At 67.2% G+C, this 22,526-nt stretch carries 22 protein-coding genes; 9 read left to right on the forward strand and 13 right to left on the reverse strand.

The window, feature by feature from the left end:
• Nucleotides 1-21: 21 nt before the first annotated feature.
• Nucleotides 22-3,492 (reverse strand): acyl-[ACP]--phospholipid O-acyltransferase, encoded by a 3,471-nt coding sequence (locus QE444_RS02465; protein WP_285385946.1) that lies wholly within the window; start codon nucleotides 3,490-3,492, stop codon nucleotides 22-24.
• Nucleotides 3,493-3,760: 268 nt separating this feature from the next.
• Here QE444_RS02465 and QE444_RS02470 point away from each other — a divergent pair, with 268 nt between their 5' ends.
• A complete protein-coding gene (locus QE444_RS02470) occupies nucleotides 3,761-3,970 on the forward strand; it encodes a cold-shock protein (protein ID WP_007160189.1) in 210 nt (69 codons plus the stop codon).
• 404 nt (nucleotides 3,971-4,374) lie between these two features.
• Here QE444_RS02470 and pap read toward each other — a convergent pair whose 3' ends face one another.
• Nucleotides 4,375-5,859, reverse strand: a complete 1,485-nt coding sequence (gene pap / locus QE444_RS02475; RefSeq protein WP_282280806.1) for a polyphosphate:AMP phosphotransferase — start codon at nucleotides 5,857-5,859, stop codon at nucleotides 4,375-4,377.
• A gap of 196 nt (nucleotides 5,860-6,055) precedes the next feature.
• Between pap and QE444_RS02480 the strand changes: the two genes are divergently transcribed.
• The 8 genes from QE444_RS02480 to QE444_RS02515 all read left to right on the forward strand — a co-directional run bounded on the left by QE444_RS02480 (nucleotide 6,056) and on the right by QE444_RS02515 (nucleotide 12,937).
• On the forward strand, nucleotides 6,056-7,021 hold the full coding sequence (locus tag QE444_RS02480) for a CHAD domain-containing protein (RefSeq protein ID WP_282280805.1): 966 nt from the start codon (nucleotides 6,056-6,058) through the stop codon (nucleotides 7,019-7,021).
• A gap of 75 nt (nucleotides 7,022-7,096) precedes the next feature.
• Nucleotides 7,097-7,360, forward strand: coding sequence for a PepSY domain-containing protein (locus tag QE444_RS02485; protein WP_059313049.1), 264 nt, complete (start codon nucleotides 7,097-7,099; stop codon nucleotides 7,358-7,360).
• A gap of 111 nt (nucleotides 7,361-7,471) precedes the next feature.
• Nucleotides 7,472-8,311, forward strand: a complete 840-nt coding sequence (locus QE444_RS02490) for an STAS domain-containing protein (RefSeq protein ID WP_280310211.1) — start codon at nucleotides 7,472-7,474, stop codon at nucleotides 8,309-8,311.
• A gap of 10 nt (nucleotides 8,312-8,321) precedes the next feature.
• Nucleotides 8,322-8,747 (forward strand): STAS domain-containing protein, encoded by a 426-nt coding sequence (locus QE444_RS02495; RefSeq protein ID WP_133860268.1) that lies wholly within the window; start codon nucleotides 8,322-8,324, stop codon nucleotides 8,745-8,747.
• Between the two features lie 4 nt (nucleotides 8,748-8,751).
• On the forward strand, nucleotides 8,752-9,105 hold the full coding sequence (locus tag QE444_RS02500; RefSeq protein WP_007160183.1) for an ATP-binding protein: 354 nt from the start codon (nucleotides 8,752-8,754) through the stop codon (nucleotides 9,103-9,105).
• Nucleotides 9,102-10,082, forward strand: coding sequence for a SpoIIE family protein phosphatase (locus tag QE444_RS02505; protein ID WP_309737291.1), 981 nt, complete (start codon nucleotides 9,102-9,104; stop codon nucleotides 10,080-10,082). Before QE444_RS02500 ends, QE444_RS02505 begins: the two co-directional genes overlap by 4 nt.
• On the forward strand, nucleotides 10,075-11,832 hold the full coding sequence (locus QE444_RS02510; protein ID WP_309737292.1) for an ATP-binding protein: 1,758 nt from the start codon (nucleotides 10,075-10,077) through the stop codon (nucleotides 11,830-11,832). Before QE444_RS02505 ends, QE444_RS02510 begins: the two co-directional genes overlap by 8 nt.
• Nucleotides 11,825-12,937 carry a response regulator gene (locus QE444_RS02515; RefSeq protein WP_309737293.1) on the forward strand — a complete coding sequence of 371 codons (1,113 nt, stop codon included), beginning with the start codon at nucleotides 11,825-11,827 and terminating at the stop codon, nucleotides 12,935-12,937. Before QE444_RS02510 ends, QE444_RS02515 begins: the two co-directional genes overlap by 8 nt.
• 187 nt (nucleotides 12,938-13,124) lie before the next feature.
• Here the strand turns inward: QE444_RS02515 and QE444_RS02520 are convergent, their stop codons facing one another.
• The 11 genes from QE444_RS02520 to QE444_RS02570 form a co-directional block, all read right to left on the reverse strand.
• The gene (locus tag QE444_RS02520; RefSeq protein ID WP_187980712.1) at nucleotides 13,125-13,673 is read right to left on the reverse strand and encodes a DUF3299 domain-containing protein; all 549 of its coding nucleotides are present in this window, start codon (nucleotides 13,671-13,673) and stop codon (nucleotides 13,125-13,127) included.
• A gap of 170 nt (nucleotides 13,674-13,843) precedes the next feature.
• Entirely contained in the window at nucleotides 13,844-14,092 is a 249-nt protein-coding gene (locus tag QE444_RS02525; RefSeq protein ID WP_007160058.1) for a GlsB/YeaQ/YmgE family stress response membrane protein, read from the reverse strand.
• 128 nt (nucleotides 14,093-14,220) lie between these two features.
• Nucleotides 14,221-15,303 (reverse strand): 5-(carboxyamino)imidazole ribonucleotide synthase, encoded by a 1,083-nt coding sequence (locus QE444_RS02530; protein ID WP_208693383.1) that lies wholly within the window; start codon nucleotides 15,301-15,303, stop codon nucleotides 14,221-14,223.
• Nucleotides 15,300-15,794, reverse strand: a complete 495-nt coding sequence (gene purE, locus QE444_RS02535) for a 5-(carboxyamino)imidazole ribonucleotide mutase (protein ID WP_059316745.1) — start codon at nucleotides 15,792-15,794, stop codon at nucleotides 15,300-15,302. The genes QE444_RS02530 and purE overlap by 4 nt, the downstream gene beginning before the upstream one ends.
• A 457-nt stretch (nucleotides 15,795-16,251) precedes the next feature.
• Nucleotides 16,252-17,172, reverse strand: coding sequence for a dihydrodipicolinate synthase family protein (locus tag QE444_RS02540; protein WP_187980714.1), 921 nt, complete (start codon nucleotides 17,170-17,172; stop codon nucleotides 16,252-16,254).
• On the reverse strand, nucleotides 17,169-17,960 hold the full coding sequence (locus QE444_RS02545) for an AraC family transcriptional regulator (protein WP_133860158.1): 792 nt from the start codon (nucleotides 17,958-17,960) through the stop codon (nucleotides 17,169-17,171). The genes QE444_RS02540 and QE444_RS02545 overlap by 4 nt, the downstream gene beginning before the upstream one ends.
• Entirely contained in the window at nucleotides 17,957-19,192 is a 1,236-nt protein-coding gene (locus tag QE444_RS02550) for an FAD/NAD(P)-binding oxidoreductase (RefSeq protein WP_309737294.1), read from the reverse strand. The genes QE444_RS02545 and QE444_RS02550 overlap by 4 nt, the downstream gene beginning before the upstream one ends.
• Nucleotides 19,189-19,425: a (2Fe-2S)-binding protein gene (locus tag QE444_RS02555; RefSeq protein ID WP_027600458.1), complete on the reverse strand. Its 237-nt coding sequence runs from the start codon at nucleotides 19,423-19,425 to the stop codon at nucleotides 19,189-19,191. The genes QE444_RS02550 and QE444_RS02555 overlap by 4 nt, the downstream gene beginning before the upstream one ends.
• Nucleotides 19,419-20,534: an FAD-binding oxidoreductase gene (locus tag QE444_RS02560; protein WP_280310196.1), complete on the reverse strand. Its 1,116-nt coding sequence runs from the start codon at nucleotides 20,532-20,534 to the stop codon at nucleotides 19,419-19,421. Before QE444_RS02560 ends, QE444_RS02555 begins: the two co-directional genes overlap by 7 nt.
• On the reverse strand, nucleotides 20,531-21,469 hold the full coding sequence (locus QE444_RS02565) for a 4-hydroxyproline epimerase (RefSeq protein WP_273861017.1): 939 nt from the start codon (nucleotides 21,467-21,469) through the stop codon (nucleotides 20,531-20,533). The genes QE444_RS02560 and QE444_RS02565 overlap by 4 nt, the downstream gene beginning before the upstream one ends.
• A gap of 106 nt (nucleotides 21,470-21,575) precedes the next feature.
• The gene (locus QE444_RS02570) at nucleotides 21,576-22,481 is read right to left on the reverse strand and encodes a LysR substrate-binding domain-containing protein (protein ID WP_187980717.1); all 906 of its coding nucleotides are present in this window, start codon (nucleotides 22,479-22,481) and stop codon (nucleotides 21,576-21,578) included.
• Nucleotides 22,482-22,526 lie beyond the last annotated feature (45 nt).

Here is a 22,526-nt window from a genome sequence, read left to right on the forward strand (position 1 = left end):
GCCGGATGAATGTTTTATCGCCTAGGCCTCCCCCGCCTCGCTCAAGCGCGTCTGCGCCAGCCGTTTCGCGCCGGCCACGTCGGCCTTGCCGGTCCCCAGTTTCGGCAGGCTGTCCACCGCCAGCCAGGCCGAAGGCAGCAGCAGTCCGCTCACCCCCTGGGCCAGCAGGGTCTTTTCCACCGCGGCGCCGTCCAGGGTGCCGGTATGCAGCACCACGATGCGCTCGCCCTTCCTGGCATCCGGCAGATTGACCGCCTGCAGCTCGATCTCCGGATCGGCCACCGCCTTGGCCAGGGCCTGCTCCACGGCGCCCAGGCTGACCATCTCGCCGCCGATCTTGGCGAAGCGCGAATAGCGGTCGACGATGGTGAGAAAGCCGTCCTCGTCCAGCCGACCCTGGTCGCCGGTCACGTACCAGCGCTCGCCGTCGATCTCGCGGATCGCCTTGGCGGTGCGCTCGGGATCGTTCAGGTAGCCCTGCATCAGTTGCGGCCCGCCGATCAGCACCATGCCGGCCTCGCCGGTGGGCAATTCGGCAAGGGTCTGGGGGTCGACGATCTTGAAGCCGGTCCCCGGCAGCGGCATGCCCACGGTGCCGAGCTTGCCGCCGCGCTGCACCTGCAGGTAGCTCATGTCCAGGGCATCGGGCAGGTTGACCGAGGCCACCGGCGCGGTCTCGGTGGCGCCGTAGCCCTCGTAGATGTCCTGGTTGAACTTGAGCTTGAAGGCCTCGCGCACCGCCGGATCCAGGCGCTCGGCGCCGGCCACCACGATGCGCAGACTCTCCAGCATCAGCGGATGCACCTTGGTGTTGCGCACGAACAGCCGCAGGAAGGTCGAGGTGCCGCAGAGCACCGTGGCGCGGTGGGTCGCCACCGCCTTGGCGATGCCAGCCACGTCGGTGGGATCGGCCTGGCAGACCACCGGCACCCCCTCGATCAGCGGCAGGAACTGGGTCACGGTGAGGCCGAAGGCGTGGAACAGCGGCAGCGAGGCCATGAAGACGTCGTCGTCCTGGGTGTTGAGCACGTCCGAGGTCTGCTTGAGATTGGCCATGAGGTTGCTGTGGCTGAGCATCACCCCCTTGGGCGTGCCCTCGCTGCCACTGGAGAAGAGGATCGCGGCGGTGGCCTCGGGATCGTGGGCGCGACTCACCAGCACCTGCAGCATGGCGGTGGGCAACAGCCAGACCGCCAGCCAGTTGGCCAGTAGCTCGGCCTTGCCGATGCCGGCGCGCAACTCCTCCAGATCCACCACCTCGCGTCCGGCCAGCAACTCGTCCACCGGCAGGCCGCGCTTGCGCAGGCGGTCGAGGAAGCGCGTCGAGGTGTAGACGGTACGGATACCGGCCTGGTCCAGGCCGGATGCCAGCGCCTCGGGCGTGGCCGTGTAGTTGAGATTGACCAGGGTCTTGCCGGCCAGCAGCACCGCCATGTTGGCCAGCATGCCGCCGCTGCTGGTGGGCAGCAGCAGGCCGAGATTGGCCTCGGGCCGCTTGCGCATCCGCCGCGCCAGGCAGGCGGCGCCGGTAAGCGCCTGGGCGGCCTTGAGCGGAGCGCCCAGGTCGTCGATCAGCGCCAGGCCATTGGGCCGGCGCTTGACGCTGGCGACCCAGGCATCGGCCAGCGACGGCAGGCCCTGCATGTAGCGCTCCCAGGAGCGGATCGACAACTCGAAGATCCGCCGCTTGAGCACATCGGCCGGAGTGTCCTTGGGCAACGCCTTGCCGAAGGCCACCACCACCTCGCGGTGCAGCGGGCTGTCACGCAGCTCCTTGAGCTTGCTGGAAGAGCGCGAGAACTGGCTGCCCCAGAGGCCGCGCAGGTAGAAGGGCACGATCTGCACCTCGGGACCGACCCGCTCGCAGGCCTTTTCGTAGCCGCGGCGGAATTCGCCGAGCTGACCGGTGCGGCTGATCGCCCCCTCCGGAAACAGGCAGACCACCTCGCCGGCGCTCAGCAGCCCGGCCACCTGCTCCAGCGCCGCGCCGGCGCCGGTACCCTGGGCGATGGGCAGGCAGCCCATGGCCTTGAGGAAGGGCTTCAGGTACCAGCGCTCGTAGATGGCGCGCAGCATCACGAAGCGTACCGGGCGCGGACTGGCGATCTGCACCATGGCCCAGTCCACCCAGCTGATGTGATTGCCCAGCAGCAGCACCCCGCCCTGGGCCGGCAGGTTCTGCAGGCCCTGCACCTGGATGCGGTAGTGCCGGGTGACCATCAGGCCGAGCAGGAAACGCACCAGGCTCTGGGGCAGCTTCCATACCGTGTAGGCGCCGCCGATCAGCGCCACGGCGGCGATCAGCAGCAACAGCCAGCGACTGTCCAGACCGAGCAGGGCGATCACCGCGGTGAGCACCAGAAAGCTCAGCATGGCGACGTTCTGCACCCAGTTGTTGGCCGCCAGCACCGTACCGAGCTGATCCTCGCGGGCATGGAACTGGATCAGGGCGTTGAGCGGGACGATGAACAGCCCGCCCATCAGGCCGATGAAGATGAAGTTGAGCGCATGCACCCAGGCCGAACTGGGCGCCGGCAGCCACCACAGGCCGAGGGCGATGCCCAAGGCGCCCACCGGGATCAGCCCGGTCTCGATGCGCCCGCGGGAGGCCCGACTGGCCAGCGCCGAGCCGATGGCGATGCCGATGCCGGCGCAGGCCAGGATGCCCTGCAACAGCAGCACGTTGTCGATGCCCAGATGATCCTTGGCATAGGCCGGAAAGCTCGCCAGCAGCACCTGGCCCACCGACCAGAACACCGCCAGGCCGATGATCGACAGGCGGATCACCGGATTCTCGCCGATCACCGCCAGGTTGCGTCGGGCGGTCTGCAGCCGCAGATAGGCATGCCAGTCGAAGGGCTCGCGCGGCCTGGGCTCTTCCAGCAGCGGCAGGCGATAGAGCAGCGCCACCTCGGCCAGGCTGCAGAGCACCAGCAGCCAGCCCAGCGGGGCGATGTCCTGCAGGATCGCATGGGGCGTGGCATGGCCCTCGCCCAGGTGCAGCTGGAAGAAGGCGGTGAAGACCACGGTGCCGGCGAGAATGGCGATGATGGAATTGGCCTGCACCAGGCCATTGCCCTCGGCCAGCCGCTGCTTGCCGAACAGCGCCTTGATGTAGCCGTACTTGGCCGGCGAATAGAAGGTCGCCTGGATGGCCAGCAGGAGCGTCATGGCGAAGGCCAGTTCGAACAGCCCGGCATAGTAGGCCAGGGTGATGCCCAGGGTGATGGCCACCGCCGCCCAGCCGCCAAGGCGCAGCACCCGGACCTTGGCGAAGCGATCGGCCACATGGCCGGAAGGACTGAACAGCAGGATGAAGGGCAACAGCATCATGCCGTTGACCAGGGCGGTCAGCACCACCTGAGTGGAACCGTCATAGACCTTGAACACGGTGTTCTGGATGACGATCTTGTGGCCAAGATCGACGAAGGCGTTGAGAAAGACGGCGATCAGGTAGGGCCAGGCCCCCTTGATCCGGTGCAGCTTGTCCATGCGGAGTCTCTTTCGAGCAGGGGAATCCGTAGCCTGAGTGAGACACTCTGGCAGCGCAAGCAGCGCCATTGGTCAACAAATATGCGAATCAGGGCTATACAAGCTCGTGAAAGCGAGTATGGTGTGGGCACTGCTACTGCAATAGTTACTCGATACCTGCTTGATGTTGCTTCATTTTCATCTCCTGGCTCGTCTCACTCTCGCATTACAGTCCCGCTAGCGAATGTCTCGCTAACGTGGTTGTTCCCCCTACACCCTGGAGATACTCATGTCCAATCGTGAAAATGGCACCGTCAAGTGGTTCAACGATGAGAAAGGCTACGGCTTCATCACCCCGGAAAGCGGCGCCGACCTGTTCGTGCACTACCGCTCCATCGAAAGCGCCGGCTTCAAGAGCCTGAGCGAAGGCCAGAAGGTCACTTTCGTGGCTGTCAAAGGCCAGAAGGGTATGCAAGCTGACCAGGTTCAAGTCGTCTAACGACTGATCCGGTTGCAGAAAGGCCCCACTTCGGTGGGGCTTTTTCGTTTCTGGGATTTGGGTTTTGCGGAATCGTCCATCTCCGTCACAAAGACGCTGGCTGCCTAAACCACCCAAAGCCTCAGGCGCGCCCAATGCCCCTCCCAGTAGGGCGAACGCAATCGTTGCGTAAGGGGTCGAGCGGCATGGATGCCGCGAGAGTCGCGAGGGCCAGGGAAGGCCCTTCGCGGCGGGCCCCTGGAGCGACGATGGAGAGAACGGACCCCGGCGCAGCCGGGGCCGGATGGCGGGGCAAGCGTTTTTGGTTACTTTTGCCGCGACTGGCAAAAGTGACTCGCCCGGCGGGGGCGAAACAAGAGGTAGCCGCAAACCTCGATAGTCAGCCAAACAGCCCTGGCATTGGCTTACCCCTTGTCATACGCCCGCTCCAACGCCTCGTTGAGCGTCCGCAACACCTTCACCCGCGCGAACCTCTTGTCGTTGGCCTCCACCAGCGTCCAGGGCGCGATGGCGGTGCTGGTCTGCACCACCATGTCGTTGACCGCCTGGCTGTAGAGGTCCCACTTGTCCCGGTTGCGCCAGTCGTCCTCGGTGATCTTGAATCGCTTGAAGGGCGTTTCCTCGCGGGCGCGGAAGCGCTCCAGCTGGGTGTCCTGGTCGATGGCCAGCCAGAACTTGGCCAGCACGAGGCCGGCGTCGTGGAGCTGTTCCTCGAAGTCGTTGATCTCGCCATAGGCACGCTGCCAGTCGGCGGCGGGGGTCAGCCCCTCGACCCGCTCCACCAGTACCCGGCCGTACCAGGAGCGATCGAAGATGGTGAAATTGCCCTGCCGCGGGATATGCCGCCAGAAGCGCCAGAGATAGGGCTGGGCCAGTTCTTCGTCGCTGGGCGCGGCAACCGGGACGATGCGGTACTGCCGGGGATCCAGGGCGCCGGTGACGCGGCGGATGGCGCTGCCCTTGCCAGCGGCGTCGTTGCCCTCGAAGGCCGCCACCAGGGCATGGCGGCGATACTTCTTGTCGCGCAGCCGCCGCGCCAGCCGGGCCTGCTCGGCGAGCAGCTGGTCGTCGTAATCGGCCTTGTCCAGGCGCTGACTCAGGTCCATGGCCTCCAGCACGCCGCGGCCATCGACCGGCGGCGGCAGCACCGCGGCGGCTCTGCGCTGCCTGCGCGGCTTGTTGGCCAGGGCGCGCTGCAGCGCCTTGAGCAGCACGGTGCCGACGGTCAGGCTGCGAAAGCGCTCGTCGAAACCGGGCACCACGTGCCAGGGGGCATAGTCCTGATGGGTTCGCCGCACCACGCGCTCGCCCTCCTTGACGAAGCGGTCGTAAACCTTGGCCTGGCGCCAGTCCAGCGGACTGAGCTTCCAGCCCAGGCGGGGATCGTTCTTGAGGTGCTTCAGGCGCTGCTTGAGCTGGGGCTTGGAGAGGTGGAACCAGAACTTGAGGATCAGCGCGCCTTCGTCGGCGAGCATGCGCTCGAAACGTTCCGCCTGGCCGATGGCGGCATCCAGCTCGACACGACTGAGTTCCTTGTTGACCCGGCCGTGCAGCATCTGGCTGTACCAGTTGCCAAAGAACACGCCGATCCGCCCCTTGCCCGGCAGGCGCTGCCAGTAGCGCCACGCCGGCGGATGCTGGCGTTCCTCGTGGCTGGGCTGCAGAAAGGTCTCGACACGGATCAGGCGCGGATCCATCCACTCGTTGAGCAGCTTGACGGTCTCGCCCTTGCCCGCCCCCTCGATGCCATTGATCAGCACGATCACCGGGAAGCGGCCTTGGGTCTTGAGTTCGTACTGGGCGGCCAGCAGCGCCTCGCGCAGCTTGGGCAGCTTGGCGTCGTAGGTGGCCTCGTCGAGCAGGTGTTCGTTTTCGGCGGCTTCGAACATCCGGATCTCCTTGCGCGGGTGGTCGGGCAACTATAGCCCTTCTGACCGACCCGGCGGCAGGCGGTGCCCGAGCCGACATCCATGACCGAAATATGACGATTAAATGAAATTTGGCATCTCCCGCTGTTGTAGCGGTCTTCCCACCGTTAGGCTCCCGCGCAGAGCGGGTCTGCAGTCCACCCATAAGGAGAGTTCGATGGCCTTTCGTTTCGATGCGCGGCAACCGGCTGACGAGGAAGTCCGCCGCGTGGTGACGGATCGTCTGGTACAGGCTGAGGCGTCCCTGTCCAGCGGTACCCCCAAAGGCGTGCACGAGACGCGCAAGCGCCTCAAGGAATTGCGCGCCCTCCTGCGGCTGCTGCACGGCGCCCTGGGCAAGCGCGCCTTCGCCAGTCGCAATCGGCGCCTGCGCGACCTCGGGCGCGAGCTGTCCTCGCTGCGTGACAGCGCCGCCCTGGTGGAAAGCTGGGACAAGCTGGGCGAGTCCGATCGCAAGAGATTCGCCTCGCCGGCCATGAAGCGCGTGCGCCAGCGCCTACAGGAGCGCGCTGACCAGCAGATCGCCGCGGCCAGCGGCCATCCCGCGTTGCTCGAGGCGCTGACCACCCTGCGTGAGGAGGTGGCCGGCTGGAAACTCGCCGGCAAGGGCTTCGCCCTCTTCGCCCGCGGCCTGGAAGACAACTACAAGGCCGGGCGCCAGGCGCTCAAGACCGCACGCGACAAGCCCACCGACGATACCCTGCACGACTGGCGCAAGCGGGTGAAGGATCACTGGTATCACACCCAGTTGCTTGCCGCGGCCTGGCCGGCGGAGTTCAAGACGCGGCAGAAGAGCCTCAAGCGTCTTTCGGAATACCTGGGCGACGATCACGACCTGGCGGTGATGCAGCAGCTGTTGGTGGATGAGCCGACCCTGTTCGGCGCCAGCAACACCCGCCTGGCCATCGGCGAAAGCCTGGCCCAGCAGCGCGAGCGGCTGCAGGCGAAGGCCTTTTCCCTGGGCCTGCGCCTCTATCTGGACAAGCCCACCGCCCTTGCCGAGCGCTGGCGCGATCTCTGGCGCCTGGCCAGTCGCCCCTATGTGCCGCGCAAGGTCAAGGGTAGGCCCAAGTCGGCACCAGTCGGGCTGTTGCCGCACTTGGTCGAAGAATCGTCAGTCTAACGCCTGGGCCAGAGGGGATCTGTAGCGTCTGGTGGTGGTCCAACCCTGGGCATACCACCACGACGAGGTCTCGCGATGAAATCCAAGCTGCTCGCTTCCCTGTTTGCCTGTTCCGTCCTGGCCAGCACCGCGGCCCTGGCTGACCAGCCCGGTGCCGACTGGATGCCCATGAACGACGTCAAGTCCAAGCTCATGGAGCAGGGCTACACCTCGATCAGCAAGATCGAAGCCGATGACGGTCAGTGGGAAGGCGAAGGCATGAAGAAAGATGGTATGAAGTACGACTTCCATGCCGACGCCAAGACCGGCAAGATCACCAAGGAAAAGATGGACATGTGATCCCCCGGGGATCCGATCGCGCGGTCGGATCCCTCTCTGCACCTGCCTCTTCCCACGCTTTCCGCCCGGTCGGCCCGTCCTGAGCCGTCTTCTCGTCACCTAGGAACCTTCATGTACAGTACCGCTTTGGTCGAGCTGCTGCGCACCCATGAGCGGCCGCTGCTCGATGCCTGGATCGGCGCCCAGCGCGCGGCCGGCATGCGCATCGACCTGCTCAACGAAACCACCATCCTGGCCAATTCCGCCGAGTTGCTGCGGCGGATCACCGTGGCCGCCGCCCAGGGCCTGGGCAATCTGCGCGAGCCGCACTGGCAGCCGGTACGGGCGCTGCTGGAGCGCTTCTCCTTCGACCAGAGCCGTGCGGGCCTGACGCCCGCGCAGACGGCGACCTTCGTCTTCTCGCTCAAGGAACCGCTGTTCAAGCTGATCCAGAACGAGTGCGACGACCCGCTCGCCGAGATCTGGGCCGCCACCCGGCTGATCGACGATCTCGGTCTGTACAGCATGGAAAGCTACATGAGCGGCCGCGAGACGGTGATCCGCGAGCAGCAGGAAAGCATGCTGGAACTGTCCACCCCGGTGGTGGAACTGTGGGATGGCATCCTCGCCATCCCGCTGATCGGCGCGCTGGACAGCAACCGCACCCAGGTGGTGATGGAGTCGCTGCTGGAAAAGATCGTCCAGACCGAATCGGACATCGCCATCATCGATATCACCGGCGTGCCCACGGTGGACACCATGGTCGCCCAGCACCTGCTCAAGACGGTGACCGCCGCCCGCCTGATGGGTGCCCAGTGCATCATCAGCGGCATCCGTCCGCAGATCGCCGCCACCATCGTCCACCTGGGCGTGGACCTGGGCGATGTGATCACCAAGGCGTCCCTGGCCGATGCCTTCCGCCTGGCCCTGCGCCAGCAGGGCGTGCGCCTGGCCGCCCCGGTAAGGGTCTGAGGAACGCGCCATGATCGAGCGGATTCCGATCCTCAAGCTGGGCCCCTTCCTGCTGCTGAGCATCCAGGTCGACATGCACGATCAGCTGGCGCTGGACCTGCAGGAAGACCTCACCGAGCAGATCGTGCGGCACAAGGCCAAGGGCGTGCTCATCGACATCTCGGCGCTGGAAATCGTCGACTCCTTCATTGGCCGGATGCTGTCCCATATCGCCCAAGTCTCGCGCATCCTCGATGCCAAGGTGATCGTGGTCGGCATGCAGCCGGCAGTCGCCATCACCCTGGTGGAGCTGGGGCTGTCGCTGGACGGCATCGCCACGGCGCTGAACATGGAAAAGGGCATGCGCCGACTGGAAGCCATGGTCGCCGCGGACGAATCGCTGGAGGAGTCAGAGGGTGGCGAAGACACAGACGCTTCCACTCCGCCAGGAGACTGACATCGTGCTGATCCGTCAGCAGGTGCGCAAGGTCGCCGAAGCCATCCGCCTGGGCCTGATCTCCCAGACCAAGATCGTCACCGCGGCCAGCGAAATCGCGCGCAACGGCCTGGTCTACGGGCTGGGGGGCGAATGCCTGATCGAGGAGACGCTGCGCGCCGGCAAGCCGGCGATCCGCCTGGTGATCCGTGACCAGGGTCCGGGCATCGCCGATCTCGACCGCGCCATGGTCGACGGCTACACCTCGGGCAAGGGCCTGGGCCTCGGCCTGTCCGGCTCGCGACGGCTGGTGGACGACTTCCACATCGACAGCCAGCCCGGCCAGGGCACCACCGTCGAACTCTGGAAGTGGCGATGAGCGACCAGCCGTGCAGCCTGGTGCTGCCGGTGACTACCACGGTCCACGTCGATGCCGCCCGGCGCGCCCTGGTCCGACTGGCCGCCAGCGTCACCACCGATGAAACCCTGCTCGGGCGCCTGACCATCGTCGCCCAGGAGCTGGGCTACAACCTGGTTCGCCATGCCGGGCATGGCGAGCTCCTGGCCACCCTGAGCGGCGAAGGCGTGCTGGATGTCCTGGCGGTGGATCGCGGCCCGGGCATGCATGATGTCGCCCGCTGCCTGAGCGATCACTACAGCACGGCGGCCACCCTGGGTGCCGGTCTGGGGGCGATCCGCCGGCAGTCCGATGTCTTCGACATCCATTCGCGACCGGGCCAGGGTACGGTGGTGCTGGCGCGCTTCCATCTGGCCGGAGTGCCCGGTACCCGGTTGCAGCATGGCGCCCTGTGCACGCCGCACCCCGAGGAACAGGTCTGCGGTGACACCTGGGCGGTCAGCGGACGGCGCCTGCTGGTGTGCGACGGCCTGGGGCATGGCCAGCAGGCCGCCATGGCCAGTCGCCGGGCGCGGGAGGTGTTCCTGCGCCATGGCGCGCACCTGCCGCTGCAGCGGCTGATGGAGAATCTGCACCAGGCGCTGATGGACACCCGCGGCGCCGCCCTGGCGCTGGCCGAGCTGGACCCGGATCAGGGCCAGGTGAGCTTTTGCGGCATCGGCAACATCGCCGGACGCCTGCTCGGCAACACCTCGCGCAGCCTGGTGTCCAACAACGGCACCCTGGGCTACCGGATCGGCCGGATCCAGACCTATACCTACCCCTGGACACCCGGCACCCTGCTGGTGCTGAACTCCGATGGACTGACGTCCAAGGTGGGACTGGGCGAGCACTCCGGGCTCGGGGCGCGGCATCCGGCCTTGATCGCCGCCCTCCTGCACCGTGACTTCCGGCGCTCCGCCGACGATGCCACCGTTTTGGTACTCAAGCATGTCTGACGTCTTGCCCCTGCTGACCCTCGCCCTGCGCAGCGAGCAGGACATCGTGCACTGCCGCCAGGCCGCCAAGCGCCTGGCCGCGGCCCTGGACTGGCCGGTGCTGGAGCAGATCCGCCTGGCCACCGCGGTCTCCGAACTGGCGCGCAACATCCATCAGTACGCCGGCAGCGGTCAGTTCGACTTCGCCCTGCTGCGTGACGAAGGCCAGCGCCTGCGCGGCCTGGAGGTGCGGGCGGTCGACCAGGGCCCGGGCATCGCCGAGATGGAGGCCATCCGCGCGGGCAGCTATCGTTCCAGCACCGGCATGGGCATCGGCCTGCGCGGCGCCCAGCGGCTCTTCGATGACTTCGACATCCACACCTCCCCTGCCGGCACGCGCATCACTGCCCGCAAGTACCAGGCGCCACGCGCCTTTCCCGAGGCGGCGCTGCTGCAGGCGCTGACGGCTGAATTGCAGGGCAGTCCGCCAGCGGATCCCTATCAGCAGATCCGCCTGCAGAGCGAAGAGCTGCTGCTGACCAACACCGAACTGCAACTGCGCCAGTCGGAACTGGAGGTCACCAACAAGGAACTGGAAAACACCAACCAGGGCGTGGTGGCGCTCTATTCCGAATTGGAAAAGGCCACCCAGGAACTCAAGGAGGCCAGCGAGGCGAAGACGCGCTTCTTCTCCAACATGACCCATGAATTCCGCACCCCGATCAACATCATCGAGAATGTCGCCAAGCTGCTCGCCAGCGGCGTGGACGGGGCGCTCAATGCCGAACAGCAGCGCCAGGTGCGCTTCATCAGCGACGCGGCGCTGGAACTGGCCAACCTGGTCAGCGAGCTGCTGGCCCTGGCCGAGGTGCAGTCCGGACGACTGACCGTCGTGCCCCAGCCCTTTGCCCTGGCGCCCTTCATCGATCGCCTGGAACAGTTCGCTGCGGCCCTGGCGCCGCGCTATCCCCAGGTCAGTTTCAGCGTCGCCCCGCCGCCTGCCGAAGTGCTGCTGGATACCGACGAAAGTCGGCTGTTCCAGGTGCTGCGCAACCTGATCTCCAACGCCTTCAAGTACACCCCCCGGGGCCAGGTGCGCATCCAGGTATTCCAGCCGGACGACGCCAGCCTGGAATTCTTGGTGGAAGACAGCGGCATCGGCATCGCCGCCGCGGATCAGCAGAAGATCTTCGAGGAATTCGAGCGCATCCGCTCGCCGCACCTGACCCACATCGAGGGTACCGGCCTGGGCCTGCCCCTCGCCCAGCGTCTGGCCGTGCTGCTTGGTGGCGAGCTGTCCCTCGACAGCGCGATCGGGCGCGGCAGTCGCTTCACCCTGCGTTTGCCACGTCACTACGCCAGCCACCGGGCTGCCGCGCCGGAACCCGATCTCAGCGGCCTCACGGTGCTGGTGATCGAGGACAACGAAGGGGATCGCTATCTGGTCCGCCGCACCCTCGAACGCCTCAATCCGGTCCTGCTGGAGGCCGACAGCGCTCGCAGCAGCCTGGATCGCCTCAATGCCGTGCGCCCGGACATCATCATCCTCGACCTCGACCTGCCCGACATCAACGGCGAGGACCTGCTCGCCAGCATGGACTGGAGCATGCACCGGCGGGTGCTGATCAATACCGCCCAGCCGCTGGACGAGGCGGGTTGCCAGCGGCTGCAGGACTATTGCCACGCCATCCTGTTCAAGCATGCCCCCGATCACGCCGAGCGGCTGCTGGCCGAGGTCTGCGCCCTGGCGCGGAGCCTGTCCGATGACTAGCGCCCTGCGCCGCATCGTCATCATCGACGACACCGAAGCCAATCGCTATGTGCTGCGCAAGATCCTCGTCAGCCAGCGCCACTATGAGGTCCTGGAAGCGGCCAGCGGCGCCGGCGGCCTGGCGCTGATCGACGAATCCGTCGAACTGGTGATCATCGACGTCAATCTGCCGGACACCACCGGCTTCGAGCTGATCCAGGCCATCGAGCGCAAGTGCGGCTGGGGCCGGTTGCCGGCCATCATCAACATCTCGGCCACCTTCGTCTCCGGCAAGGACAAGGCCCAGGGCTTCAACACCGGGGCCCAGGCCTACCTGACCCACCCGATCAATCCGGAAGAGGTGCTGGCCACCGTTGGCGCCCTGCTCAAGGCCAGCTCCCGGGTCGGGCACATGGAGCAGCAGCGCAATTCAGCCATCGCCCGCAGCGAGAACCTGCAGGCGGAAAAGGTCATGCTCGAACGCTTCATGAGATCGCTCAATCACGACCTGCGCTCGCCGCTCACCGCCGCCACCATGGTGGTCAACCTGATGCAGCGCAGTCCGGCGCGGCGTACCGACGATCTGCTGCAGACCCTGCACGACAACCTGCAGCGCATGAACCAGATGATCACCGATGTGCTCGACATCAGTCACATGAGCCTGGGTGGTGGTGTCCGCCTCAGCGGCGATCCGCTGGTGCTGGGTCCGCTGCTGAACGAGGCCGCGGCCAATCTGCAGCTGCAATTCAGCAACCCCCTCGACCTGCAGTTGGAGACGCCGGAGCTGGAGGTGCTATGGGACAGATACGCCTTTCTGCGCATCTTCGACAACCTGGTGCTCAACGCCGCCAAGCACGGCGAGGCGGGGACGCCGATCCGGGTCCGCCAGTGGCTGGCGGATGACCAAGTCATGCTGGAGCTGCGCAACCTTGGGCAGTTTCCCGACGAAGTCCTGGCCAACCTCGCCACGCCCTATTTCATCTCCACCCGCAGCGACAAGCGCGGCTGGGGCCTGGGCCTGCCCATCGTCAAGGCGCTCAGCGAAAGCTTCGGCGGCGAGGTGCGCTTCGCCAACGGCGCGGGCGAGGTGGTCATCACCCTGCACCTGCCGCTGCGGCTGGCCTAGCGACTTTCAGGGTAACGCGCTGTGATAATCCTGGCGCCGGTAGCGTGGAAAACCGCGCAGCGTGTTCCACTGGGGTAAGACGAGGGCCTCGGAGACGTGGACAAGGCTGCGTCGTTGTCCACGCTACGGTGCCACCTCTGGCTGTTGGGCTGCGACGGTGGAGCTGTCTTAGCCCAACCTACGATCGTTAGAGATCGCTTTCTTCGACCTTGCGGACCTTGCTGGCGTCCAGGGTGTAGGACGCCTCGGCCAGGGCGTTGTCGACCGCCTCGGTGTGCAGGGTGCCGATGACCCAGTAGGGCTCGTAGATGTCGGGAAGCGGCACGCCCTTGGGGTAGCGCACCAGCACGATCTGGTTGGGCGGCGGCGGCGGGACGTGGATGCAGGCGCCCGGATAGGGCACCAGGAAGAATTCGCGGAAATTGCCCTTGGCGTCGGTCTCAAGGGGTACCGGAAACCCTCCCAGGCGCACGTTCCTGCCATTCAGGGCAGCCACGGTGCGGGTGGAGTGCATCACCTCGGGCAAGCCACTGTCCTTCTGCTTGAGTCCGCCGGGCGAGCCGAAACCACCAGGGGCCTCGGGGCTGTTGTGGCTGATCTCGGGCATGGTTTCCAGGGCGTGACGATCCTCTGCGGTGAGCAGGTCGAGCCAGTTGGTTTCCGGCGGTTCGCCCTTGGCGGCGTGGGTCAGCAACGGCAGGCTGGCGAGCAGCAGGGTGATGAGCAGTCTGGGCATGGTCGACGGGTCGGACACAAAAGTCCGAGTGTGCGGCGCGCCAGGTCAGGGGTCCAGCCCCAGGGCCGCAAAGCGGGGCCTCGCCCATGAAAAAGCCCCTGGGTCGACGGGCGACACCAGGGGCAGAAACGCGGTGCTGCGAAGCGGCGTCTTAGAACCTGTTCACGATCTTAGCGACGCTTGGTCACCATGCCGTAGATGAACAGCACGATGATGGCGCCGACCACGGCACCAATGAAGCCTGCGCCTTCACCGGCGCGGTAGATGCCCAGTGCCTGGCCCAGGTAGGTGGCGACCACGGAGCCGACGATGCCCAGGATGATGGTCATGATCCAGCCCATGCTGTCGTCGCCCGGCTTCAGGAAGCGGGCAACCAGGCCGACGATGAGACCGATGATGATGGTTGCGATGATGCCCATGTGAAGAATCCCCTGTTTAAGTGCTGGTAAGACAACGCCGGTCAGCAGGCGTCGTTGTACTCTCCGACCACCGGTGATCCTTCGAGGTTCAGGGAAAAACGGCTTCCGTGTGCGGAAGCCGTCTGGCATCAGTCCTGGATCAGGGCTTCCAGGGCAGCGATGCGGGTCTGCAGGGTTGCCGCATCGGCGCTGCGCAGGGTGGCGTGACCGACCTTGCGCCCGGCCTTGAAGGCCTTGCCGTAGTGGTGCAGGTGGCAGTCTTCCAGGGCGGTGACGGCGGCCACCGGCGGTACCGAGCCGATGAAGTTGACCATGGCGCTTTCACCGACCTTGGCGGTGGAGCCCAGCGGCAGGCCGGCCACGGCGCGCAGGTGGTTCTCGAACTGGCTGCACTCGGCGCCTTCGATGGTCCAGTGCCCGGAGTTGTGCACGCGTGGGGCGATCTCGTTGGCCTTGAGGCCACCCTCGACCTCGAAGAATTCGAAGGCCAGCACGCCGACGTAATCGAGCTGTTCCAGCACGCGGCGGGCATAGTCTTCGGCCAGGGCCTGCAGCGGGTGGTCGGAACTGGCCACCGACAGGCGCAGGATGCCGCTCTCGTGGGTGTTGTGCACCAGCGGATAGCAGGCCACCTCGCCATCACGCCCGCGCACGGTCACCAGGGAGACCTCGCCGGTGAAGGGCACGAAGCCTTCCAGCAGCAGGGGGACGCTGCCCAGTTCGGCGAAGGCGCCGGTGACGTCTTCCGGCTGGCGCAGGACCTTCTGGCCCTTGCCGTCATAGCCCAGGGTGCGGGTCTTGAGTACCGCCGGCAGGCCGATACGGGCCACGGCGGCATCCAGGTCGGCCTGGGAGAGGATGTCGGCGAACGCCGGCGTGGGGATGCCCAGGTCGCGGAACATCGACTTCTCGAACAGGCGATCCCGAGCGATGCGCAGGGCTTCGGCGGACGGATAGACCGGCACGAACTGCGCGAGGAAGGCCACGGTCTCCGCCGGGACGCTCTCGAATTCGAAGGTCACCAGATCGACCTCGTCGGCCAGCTGGCGCAGGTGGTCCGGGTCGCCGTAGTCGGCGCGCAGGTGTTCGCCCAGGGCGGCGGCGCAGGCATCCGGCGCCGGGTCGAGAAAGGCGAAGTTCATGCCCAGCGGCGTGCCGGCCAGGGCGAGCATGCGGCCCAGCTGGCCGCCACCGATGACGCCGATCTTCATGCCTGCTCCCTCGGATCGGGATTGTCCAGCACGGTGCGGGTCTGCTCGTCGCGGAAGGCGTTCAGCCGCTCGTGGTACTCGGGATGCTTGCCGCCGAGGATGCTGGCGGACAGCAGCGCGGCGTTGATGGCGCCGGCCTTGCCGATGGCCAGGGTGGCGACCGGCACACCGGCGGGCATCTGCACGATGGACAGCAGGGAGTCGACGCCCGAGAGCATGGACGACTGCACCGGCACGCCGAGCACCGGCAGGTGGGTCTTGGCGGCGCACATGCCCGGCAGGTGGGCGGCGCCACCGGCGCCGGCGATGATCACCTCGATACCGCGCCCGGCAGCCTCTTCGGCGTACTGGAACAGCAGGTCGGGGGTGCGGTGGGCGGAGACCACCTTCACTTCGTGGGGAATGCCCAACTTGTCCAGCATGTCGGCGGTGTGGCTCAGGGTGGACCAGTCGGACTTGGAGCCCATGATCACGCCTACGAGTGCGCTCATCGTCGTGCCTCTGAAATGAAGAAGCCACGCGGTGGACGTGGCTTGGGAAATGAGCGGGACAGTATAGACGAAAGCGGGGCGGAGCGTGCCCCTGCGCCGGGTATCGCCTGTCGCGTGCAGGACAGGCCATGGCGCCCTTGGGATGGGGGGTGGTGTGGGGTGAAAGGTACGGACCAGAGGGCTGGATGATTCGGGTGGGATCGCCTTGAAGAGCGCCCTCACCCCAGCCCTCTCCCGCAAGCGGGAGAGGGGGCGGATTAGCGTAGCTTGAGAGCTCGGGTGTTCCGGTTCCCTGCGGCGACAAGTCATGCTGAAGCGTTGTGTTTATCGCGGCCATGGGCCGCTCCTACAGGTTCAGACACGACTGTAGGAGCGGTCGCTACGGCGCACCGGCATGGCCGCGATTAAGGCAGAGCGGTCGCAGCGGCGAACCACCATAGCCGCGATAAGCCCAGCCTCAGATCCCCACGTCCGACAGTTGCGGGCGGGTTTCCAGGGCCTTGGCCATCAGCCGTTCGACGAAGGCGCGGTCCGCGTCGGGCAGGGCCAGGCGTGGCGGGCGGGTCAGGGCGCTGCCGCGGCCGGCGAGTTCTTCGCAGAGCTTGATGCACTGCACCAGGTCCGGGCGGGCATCCAGGTGCAGCAGCGGCATGAACCATTCGTAGAGCGGCATGGCCTCGGCGAAGCGGCCGGCCTTGGCCAGGCGGAAGATGGTTTCACCTTCGGTGGGGAAGATGTTGGACATGCCCGAGACCCAGCCCTCGGCGCCTACGGCGATGCTTTCCAGCACCACGTCGTCGAGACCGGCGAAGAGCACGAAGCGGTCACCCACCTCGTTGCGCACGTCGATGAAGCGGCGGGTATCGCCGGAGGAATCCTTGAAGCAGACGATGTTGTCGACGTCGGCCAGGGAGATGAGAATGTCCGGGGTGACATCGTTCTTGTAGATCGGCGGGTTGTTGTAGACCATCAGCGGCAGGTCGAGGGCGCTGGCCACGCTGCGGAAGTGCGCGGCGGTCTCGTGGGGCTTGGCCGAGTAGACCAGGGCCGGCATGAGCATGATGCCGTCGGCGCCGGCGCGCCCTACCGCCTGGGCGGTGCGGGTGGCATTGAGGCTGGTGAATTCGGCCACGCCGCAGATCACCGGCACGCGACCGCCGGCAGCGTCCTTGGCGACCTCCACCAGGGAGATCTTTTCTTCCAGGGTCAGGGAGGTGTTCTCGCCCACGGTGCCGCACATCACCAGACCGGAGACGCCATCGCGCACCAGATTGCTGATCACGCCATGGGTCTTTTCCAGGTTGACGGAGAAGTCGTCGTTGAATTGGGTGGTGACGGCGGGAAAGACGCCGCTCCAGTTGACGCGGGGAGTGCTCATGCGGGGGTTTCCTCCAGACGGGAACGGGGCTTGAGAGAGTCGCGGTATTGCCGGGGCGACAGGCCGGTGAGACGGCGGAACTGACGGCTGAAGGCGCTGTGGTCGGTATAGCCACAGGCCAGGGCCACTTCGGTGACGGGCAGATCGCGGGCCAGCAGGCGCGAGGCGGCGTCGAGCCGGGCCTTGTGTAGCAACTGCTGGGGCGTGAGGCGCAGGATGCGCTTGCACTGGCGTTCGAGCTGGGAGACCGACAGGCCGACTCTCTGACTCAGTTCGCCCACCGAGAGCGGCTGGGCATAGTGCTCGCGCAGATAGCGATCGACCTCGGCCACCTTGGCGTGGGCCGGATGATCGGCGGCGGGCGCCTGCAGATCGTGGGAGATGCCGGCCATGCCCATCAGCTGGCCCTGGGCGTCGTGCAGCGGCAGCTTGCGGGTCAGGCACCAGCCCGGGGTACGCCCGGCATAGAGGTGCAATTCCAGCTGGTCATCCAGCGCCAGGCCTTCGCGCAGCACGCGACGATCCTGTTCGGCGTAGGCGCCACCCAGGGGCGCCGGGAAGACTTCCTCGGCGGTCTTGCCGAGCAATTCGCTGACGTCCTCGTAGCCGCAGCGCTGGGCCAGGGTCAGGTTGACCAGCACATAGCGCGCGTCCAGGTCCTTGACGAAGAACACCACGCCGGGGATGGCATCGAGCAGCGGCGCCACCAGACTCAGGCTGGCCAGCAGCGCGGGCAGGTCGGCGGGCCGGGCGCGGCTCAGGGCGTCCAGGTGGGCGGCGGCATTCATCTCTCGTCCTCGGTCAGGGCCAGCAGGCTGTCGATACGGGTGGGTTGCAGGGGAAAGCGCGGCGCCGGGGGCGTCCAGCCCAGCAACATGCGGGTAGCCTGGCCACAGATGCGGCCCTGGCAGGCGCCCATGCCGCAGCGGCTGCGCAGCTTGGCCTGGGTCCAGTCGGCATGGCCGACCAGGGCGCCGAGGGCGACGTCCTCGCAACGGCAGACCAGGGTATCCGGCTGGGCGAGCCGGGTAATGGCCGGATTCAGGGCGAAGGTGCGCGCCAGCTGGGCGGCGAAGCGGCGCCAGGCACGGGCCTCGGTCTGCACGCCAGCGATGGCGTCGAGCTGGTCACTGGCGACCAGGCCGGCGATACGGCCGGTGGCCTGGGCCAGTTCATTGCCGCCGATGCCGGTGCATTCACCGGCGGCCAGGATGTGCGGCTGGCTGGTGCGCTGATGGTCATCCACCGCCACGGCGCCATCCAGGGTAGCGCAGCCCAGGCTCTGCGCCAGTTCGACATTGGGTACCAGGCCGTAGCCACAGGCCAGGCGGTCGCAGGCGACCTCCCAGCGACGGTCGCCCTGGCGCAGGCGCACGGCTTCGAGACGCTCGCTGCCGAGTGCTGCCTCGACCCAGGTGCCGGGGCTATAGCGAGGAGTGGCCAGGGTCAGCGCCTGGCGCAACTTGTTCGGCCAGCGCCAGAGCTGCAGGCCGAATTCGACTAGGGCACGGCGCGCGGCCTGCTCGGCGACCAGGGCGACCCGGGCACCCGCCTGGCGCGCGGTAGCGGCGCTGGCCAGCAGCAGCGGACCGGTGCCGGCGACGACGAGGCGCTCAGCGGCCACTTCCACGCCCCCCTTGATCAGCGCCTGCAAGCCACCGGCACCGGTCACCCCGGGCAGGGTCCAGCCGGGGAACGGCAGCAGCAGTTCGCGGGCGCCGGTGCAGAGGATGAGGGTGTCGAACGTCAGGGTCCGGCTGCCGTGGGCGTCTTCCAGCAGCAGCTGGTGTGGTCCCAGGACCGCGGCGACGCGGGTCTGGGTGAGCAGGGTGACGTCCGCCGGCAACTGACCGACTTCGGCGGCCACCTGGCCCGCCCGGGCGCGCCAGATCTGGCCGCCGGGCAAGGGATTGTCGTCCAGCAGCACCAGGTTCAGGCCGCGGCCACTGGCGGCGCGGGCGGCGGCGAGACCGGCCGGGCCGGCGCCGATGATGAGCAGGTCGCAGCTCGCGCTATTCATGACAGGCGCTCCACCTGCATGCCGTCCTGGCACGGCGTCTGGCAGGCCAGGCGGCGTACGCCGTCGACCTGTACCCGGCACTCCTGGCAGATGCCCATGCCGCAGAACGGTGCCCGGGCTTCTCCGCCTACCGAACGGCGCGCGGCGGGATTGCCGCTCTTGGCCAGCGCGGCGGTGAGCAGGCTGCCAGGGCGAATCTCCAGGCGCTCGCCATCGATGAACAGGGTCAACATGCCTGGCTCCTCGGCACGGTGGTGAAACGCGCCGGTGCGAAGGGTTCCACGTGGAACGTCGAAGGCTCGCCGAATAGCCCGTTGGCGATGGCTTCGGCAGTGGCCGGGGCAGTAGTGACGCCCAGGCCTTCGTGACCGACCGCCAGCCACAGACCGAGCTGTTCGGGATGGGCGCCGATCAGCGGCAGGCCATCGGGACTGGCGGCGCGCTGGCCGGTCCAGCCACGGATCAGCGAGGTATGGGTCAGGCCGGGCAGATAGTCCAGGGCACGGCGCAGCAGCTGGCCAACCACCGCAGGCTCCACCGCCATGTCCGGACGCTCGAATTGCCGCGACGAGCCGATCAGCAGTTGCCCGGTAGGTCGCGGCTGGACATTGAAAGCCACCGAGGCACCGCTGCTGGCGTGGGCGCTGGCGCCATAGCCAATCTCCACCAGCTGGTGGCGGACCTGCTCGGGATAGCGATCGGTGATCAGCAGATGGCCCTTCTTGGGCACCAGCGGCAGGTCCGGGCAGAGACTGGCGGCTTGCAGGCCGGCGGCGAGCACCACGGCATCGGCGGTCAGCCAGCGACCGTCGTCCAGGCGGACGCGCCGGCTCTCGACCGCCGTCACCCGGGCACGCTGGAATTCGATCAGCGGCGAGCGCTGCAGCAGCCAGGCGGCCACCACCGGCGCATAGAGCAGGCCATCGCCGGGCACCTCCAGACTGCCAGCCAGGGTGGTCAGCGCCGGCTCGGCAGCGGCGGTGGCGGCCGCATTCAAGGGCTGGTTGGCGACGCCCTGGGCGTCCAGACGCTGGCGCTTCGCGTCGATCAGATCCAGCTCGGCTGCGTCGCGCGCCAGCCAGAGGGTGCCGCAGTTGCGGTAGTCGGCGGCGCTCGGCAGCTGGGGCACCAGCTCACGCCAGAGCGCCAGGGAGCGCGCGCTCAGGGTCAATTCGGCGGGGTCGTCGTCCATCACCACCAGGTGGCCCATGCCGGCGGCGGAGGCGCCAGGCAGGCCGGCATCCAGCACCCGCACCCGGCAGCCGCGCGCGGCCAGGGCCGCGGCGCAGCTGGCGCCGATGATGCCGGCGCCGACGACGAGGACCTCCGCCACGGACTTCACCCCGGGATACCCCAGGCGAAGGGATCGTCGGCGGCCAGCAGCAGGGTCGCCTCGGCCATGACATGGGCGCGGCCGCGGATCACCGGCAGGATGCGACCCTCGTCGCCGGGCTGATAGTGCGCCTCGAAACGACTGCCGATGACACTGGCCTGCTGCCAGACGGCTCCGGGCGCCAGGTCACCGTCGGCCGCCAGGCACGCCAGCTTGGCGCTGGTGCCGGTGCCGCAGGGCGAACGGTCATAGGCACGCCCCGGGCAGAGCACATAGCTGCGACTGTCGGCGCCGTCCGGATCCTCGGCGAAGAGTTCGATATGGTCGATATGGCCGCCCTGGTCGCCAGTGATACCGGCGGCCTCCAGCGCGCCCCGCAGGGCCAGGCTGAAGGTGAGCAGGCCGTCGAGGTTGTCGGCGGCGATGCGCTGGCCGTGATCGGCACAGAGGAAGAACCAGTTGCCACCCCAGGCGATGTCGCCGCTGACCGGGCCATGGCCGGGAATCTCCACCTGGACGGCCTGGCGATGGCGATAGGCCGGGACGTTGCGCACGCTGACGCTGCCGTCGTCATGCAGGGTGGCGGTGACATCGCCGACCGGGGTCTCGATCAGGTGATCGCCAGGGCCGATCCGGCCGAGATGAGCCAGGGACACCACCAGGCCGATGGTGCCGTGGCCGCACATCCCGAGGTAGCCGACCTCGTTGAAGAACACCACGCCAGCGCTGGCGGCAGGAGATACCGGCTCACAGAGCAGGGCGCCGACCAGCACCTCGTTGCCGCGCGGTTCGCGCATGCAGGCTCGCCGAAAGGCGTCATGCTCGCCGGCCAGCAGGGTGCGGCGCTCGGCCATGCTGCCCTGGCCGAGCTCGGGAAAACCATCGAGAACCAGGCGGGTGGGTTCGCCGCCGGTATGGGAGTCGATGACGCGGATGCGCTGCATGGCTGACCTCCGTGAGAGAGGTGCCAGTGTCGCGCAGACAGGCGCAAAAGGCTTGCAGGACGTCGGCTAACTAAAAGCCGATATCAGCATAGTTGACTACCGTCGATCAGCCGCCGTGGCTTTGACTTTCGAGATGTCGCCAGACCTGCTGCACCAGTCGCTTGCGCAACAGGGCACAGCGGTAGAGGCGGATTTCCAGGCCGACCTGCCAGGCGGCATCGCCACACACGGCCAGTTCGCCGCGGGCCAGTTCCGCCGCCACCGACAGCTGCGGCACCCAGGCCACGCCCAGGCCCTGTAGCGCCATGGTCTTGAGGCTGTCGGCCATGGCGGTTTCGTAGAGGGTGACGGCGCGCAGCTTGCGCTGGCGCAGGAGCAGATTCACCGAGCGACCGAGGAACGCACCGGCGCTGTAGGCCAGCAGGGGAACGCTGCTCTGCCCGTCCAGCTGGAACATCGGTCGGCCTTCACCATCGGTGGCGCAGACCGGCAGCATGGCGGTATGCGCCAGGTGCAGCGACGGAAACAGCTCCGGGTCCATCTGCAGCGCGGCGTCGGGATCGTGGAAGGCCAGCATCAGGTCACAGGCGCCGTCGCGCAGGGCGTGGATGGCGTCGCCGACGTTGGTGGCCACCAGCCGGCTGGCCAGCGCCAGGCCCTGGCCACGCAGCCCGGCGATCCACTGCGGAAAGAAGCCCAGGGCCAGGGAGTGGGCGGCAGCGAATTGCAGCACCTCGCCCTGCCCGCCTTCCAGGTGATGCAGATGGCGCACCGTCTCGCCCAGTTGCTCCACCACGCTGCGCGCCGTGACCAGAAACAGCTGACCGGCCTCGGTAAGGCTGATCGGAGTATGGGATCGGTCCACCAGGGTCAGGCCGACGCTTTCCTCCAGCGCGCGGATGCGCCGGCTGAAGGCGGGCTGAGTGACGAAACGCTTTTCGGCGGCCTGGGAAAAACTGTGGGTGGCCGCCAGGGCCACGAAGTCTTCCAGCCATTTGAATTCGATGTTCATGGCACCCATACGTCGTCTGATCTCGCGAGGTCACAACCAGAGTTA

The sequence above is a fragment of the Pseudomonas sp. SORGH_AS_0199 genome, assembly GCF_031453735.1.
Lineage (GTDB): Bacteria > Pseudomonadota > Gammaproteobacteria > Pseudomonadales > Pseudomonadaceae > Chryseomonas > Chryseomonas aestiva.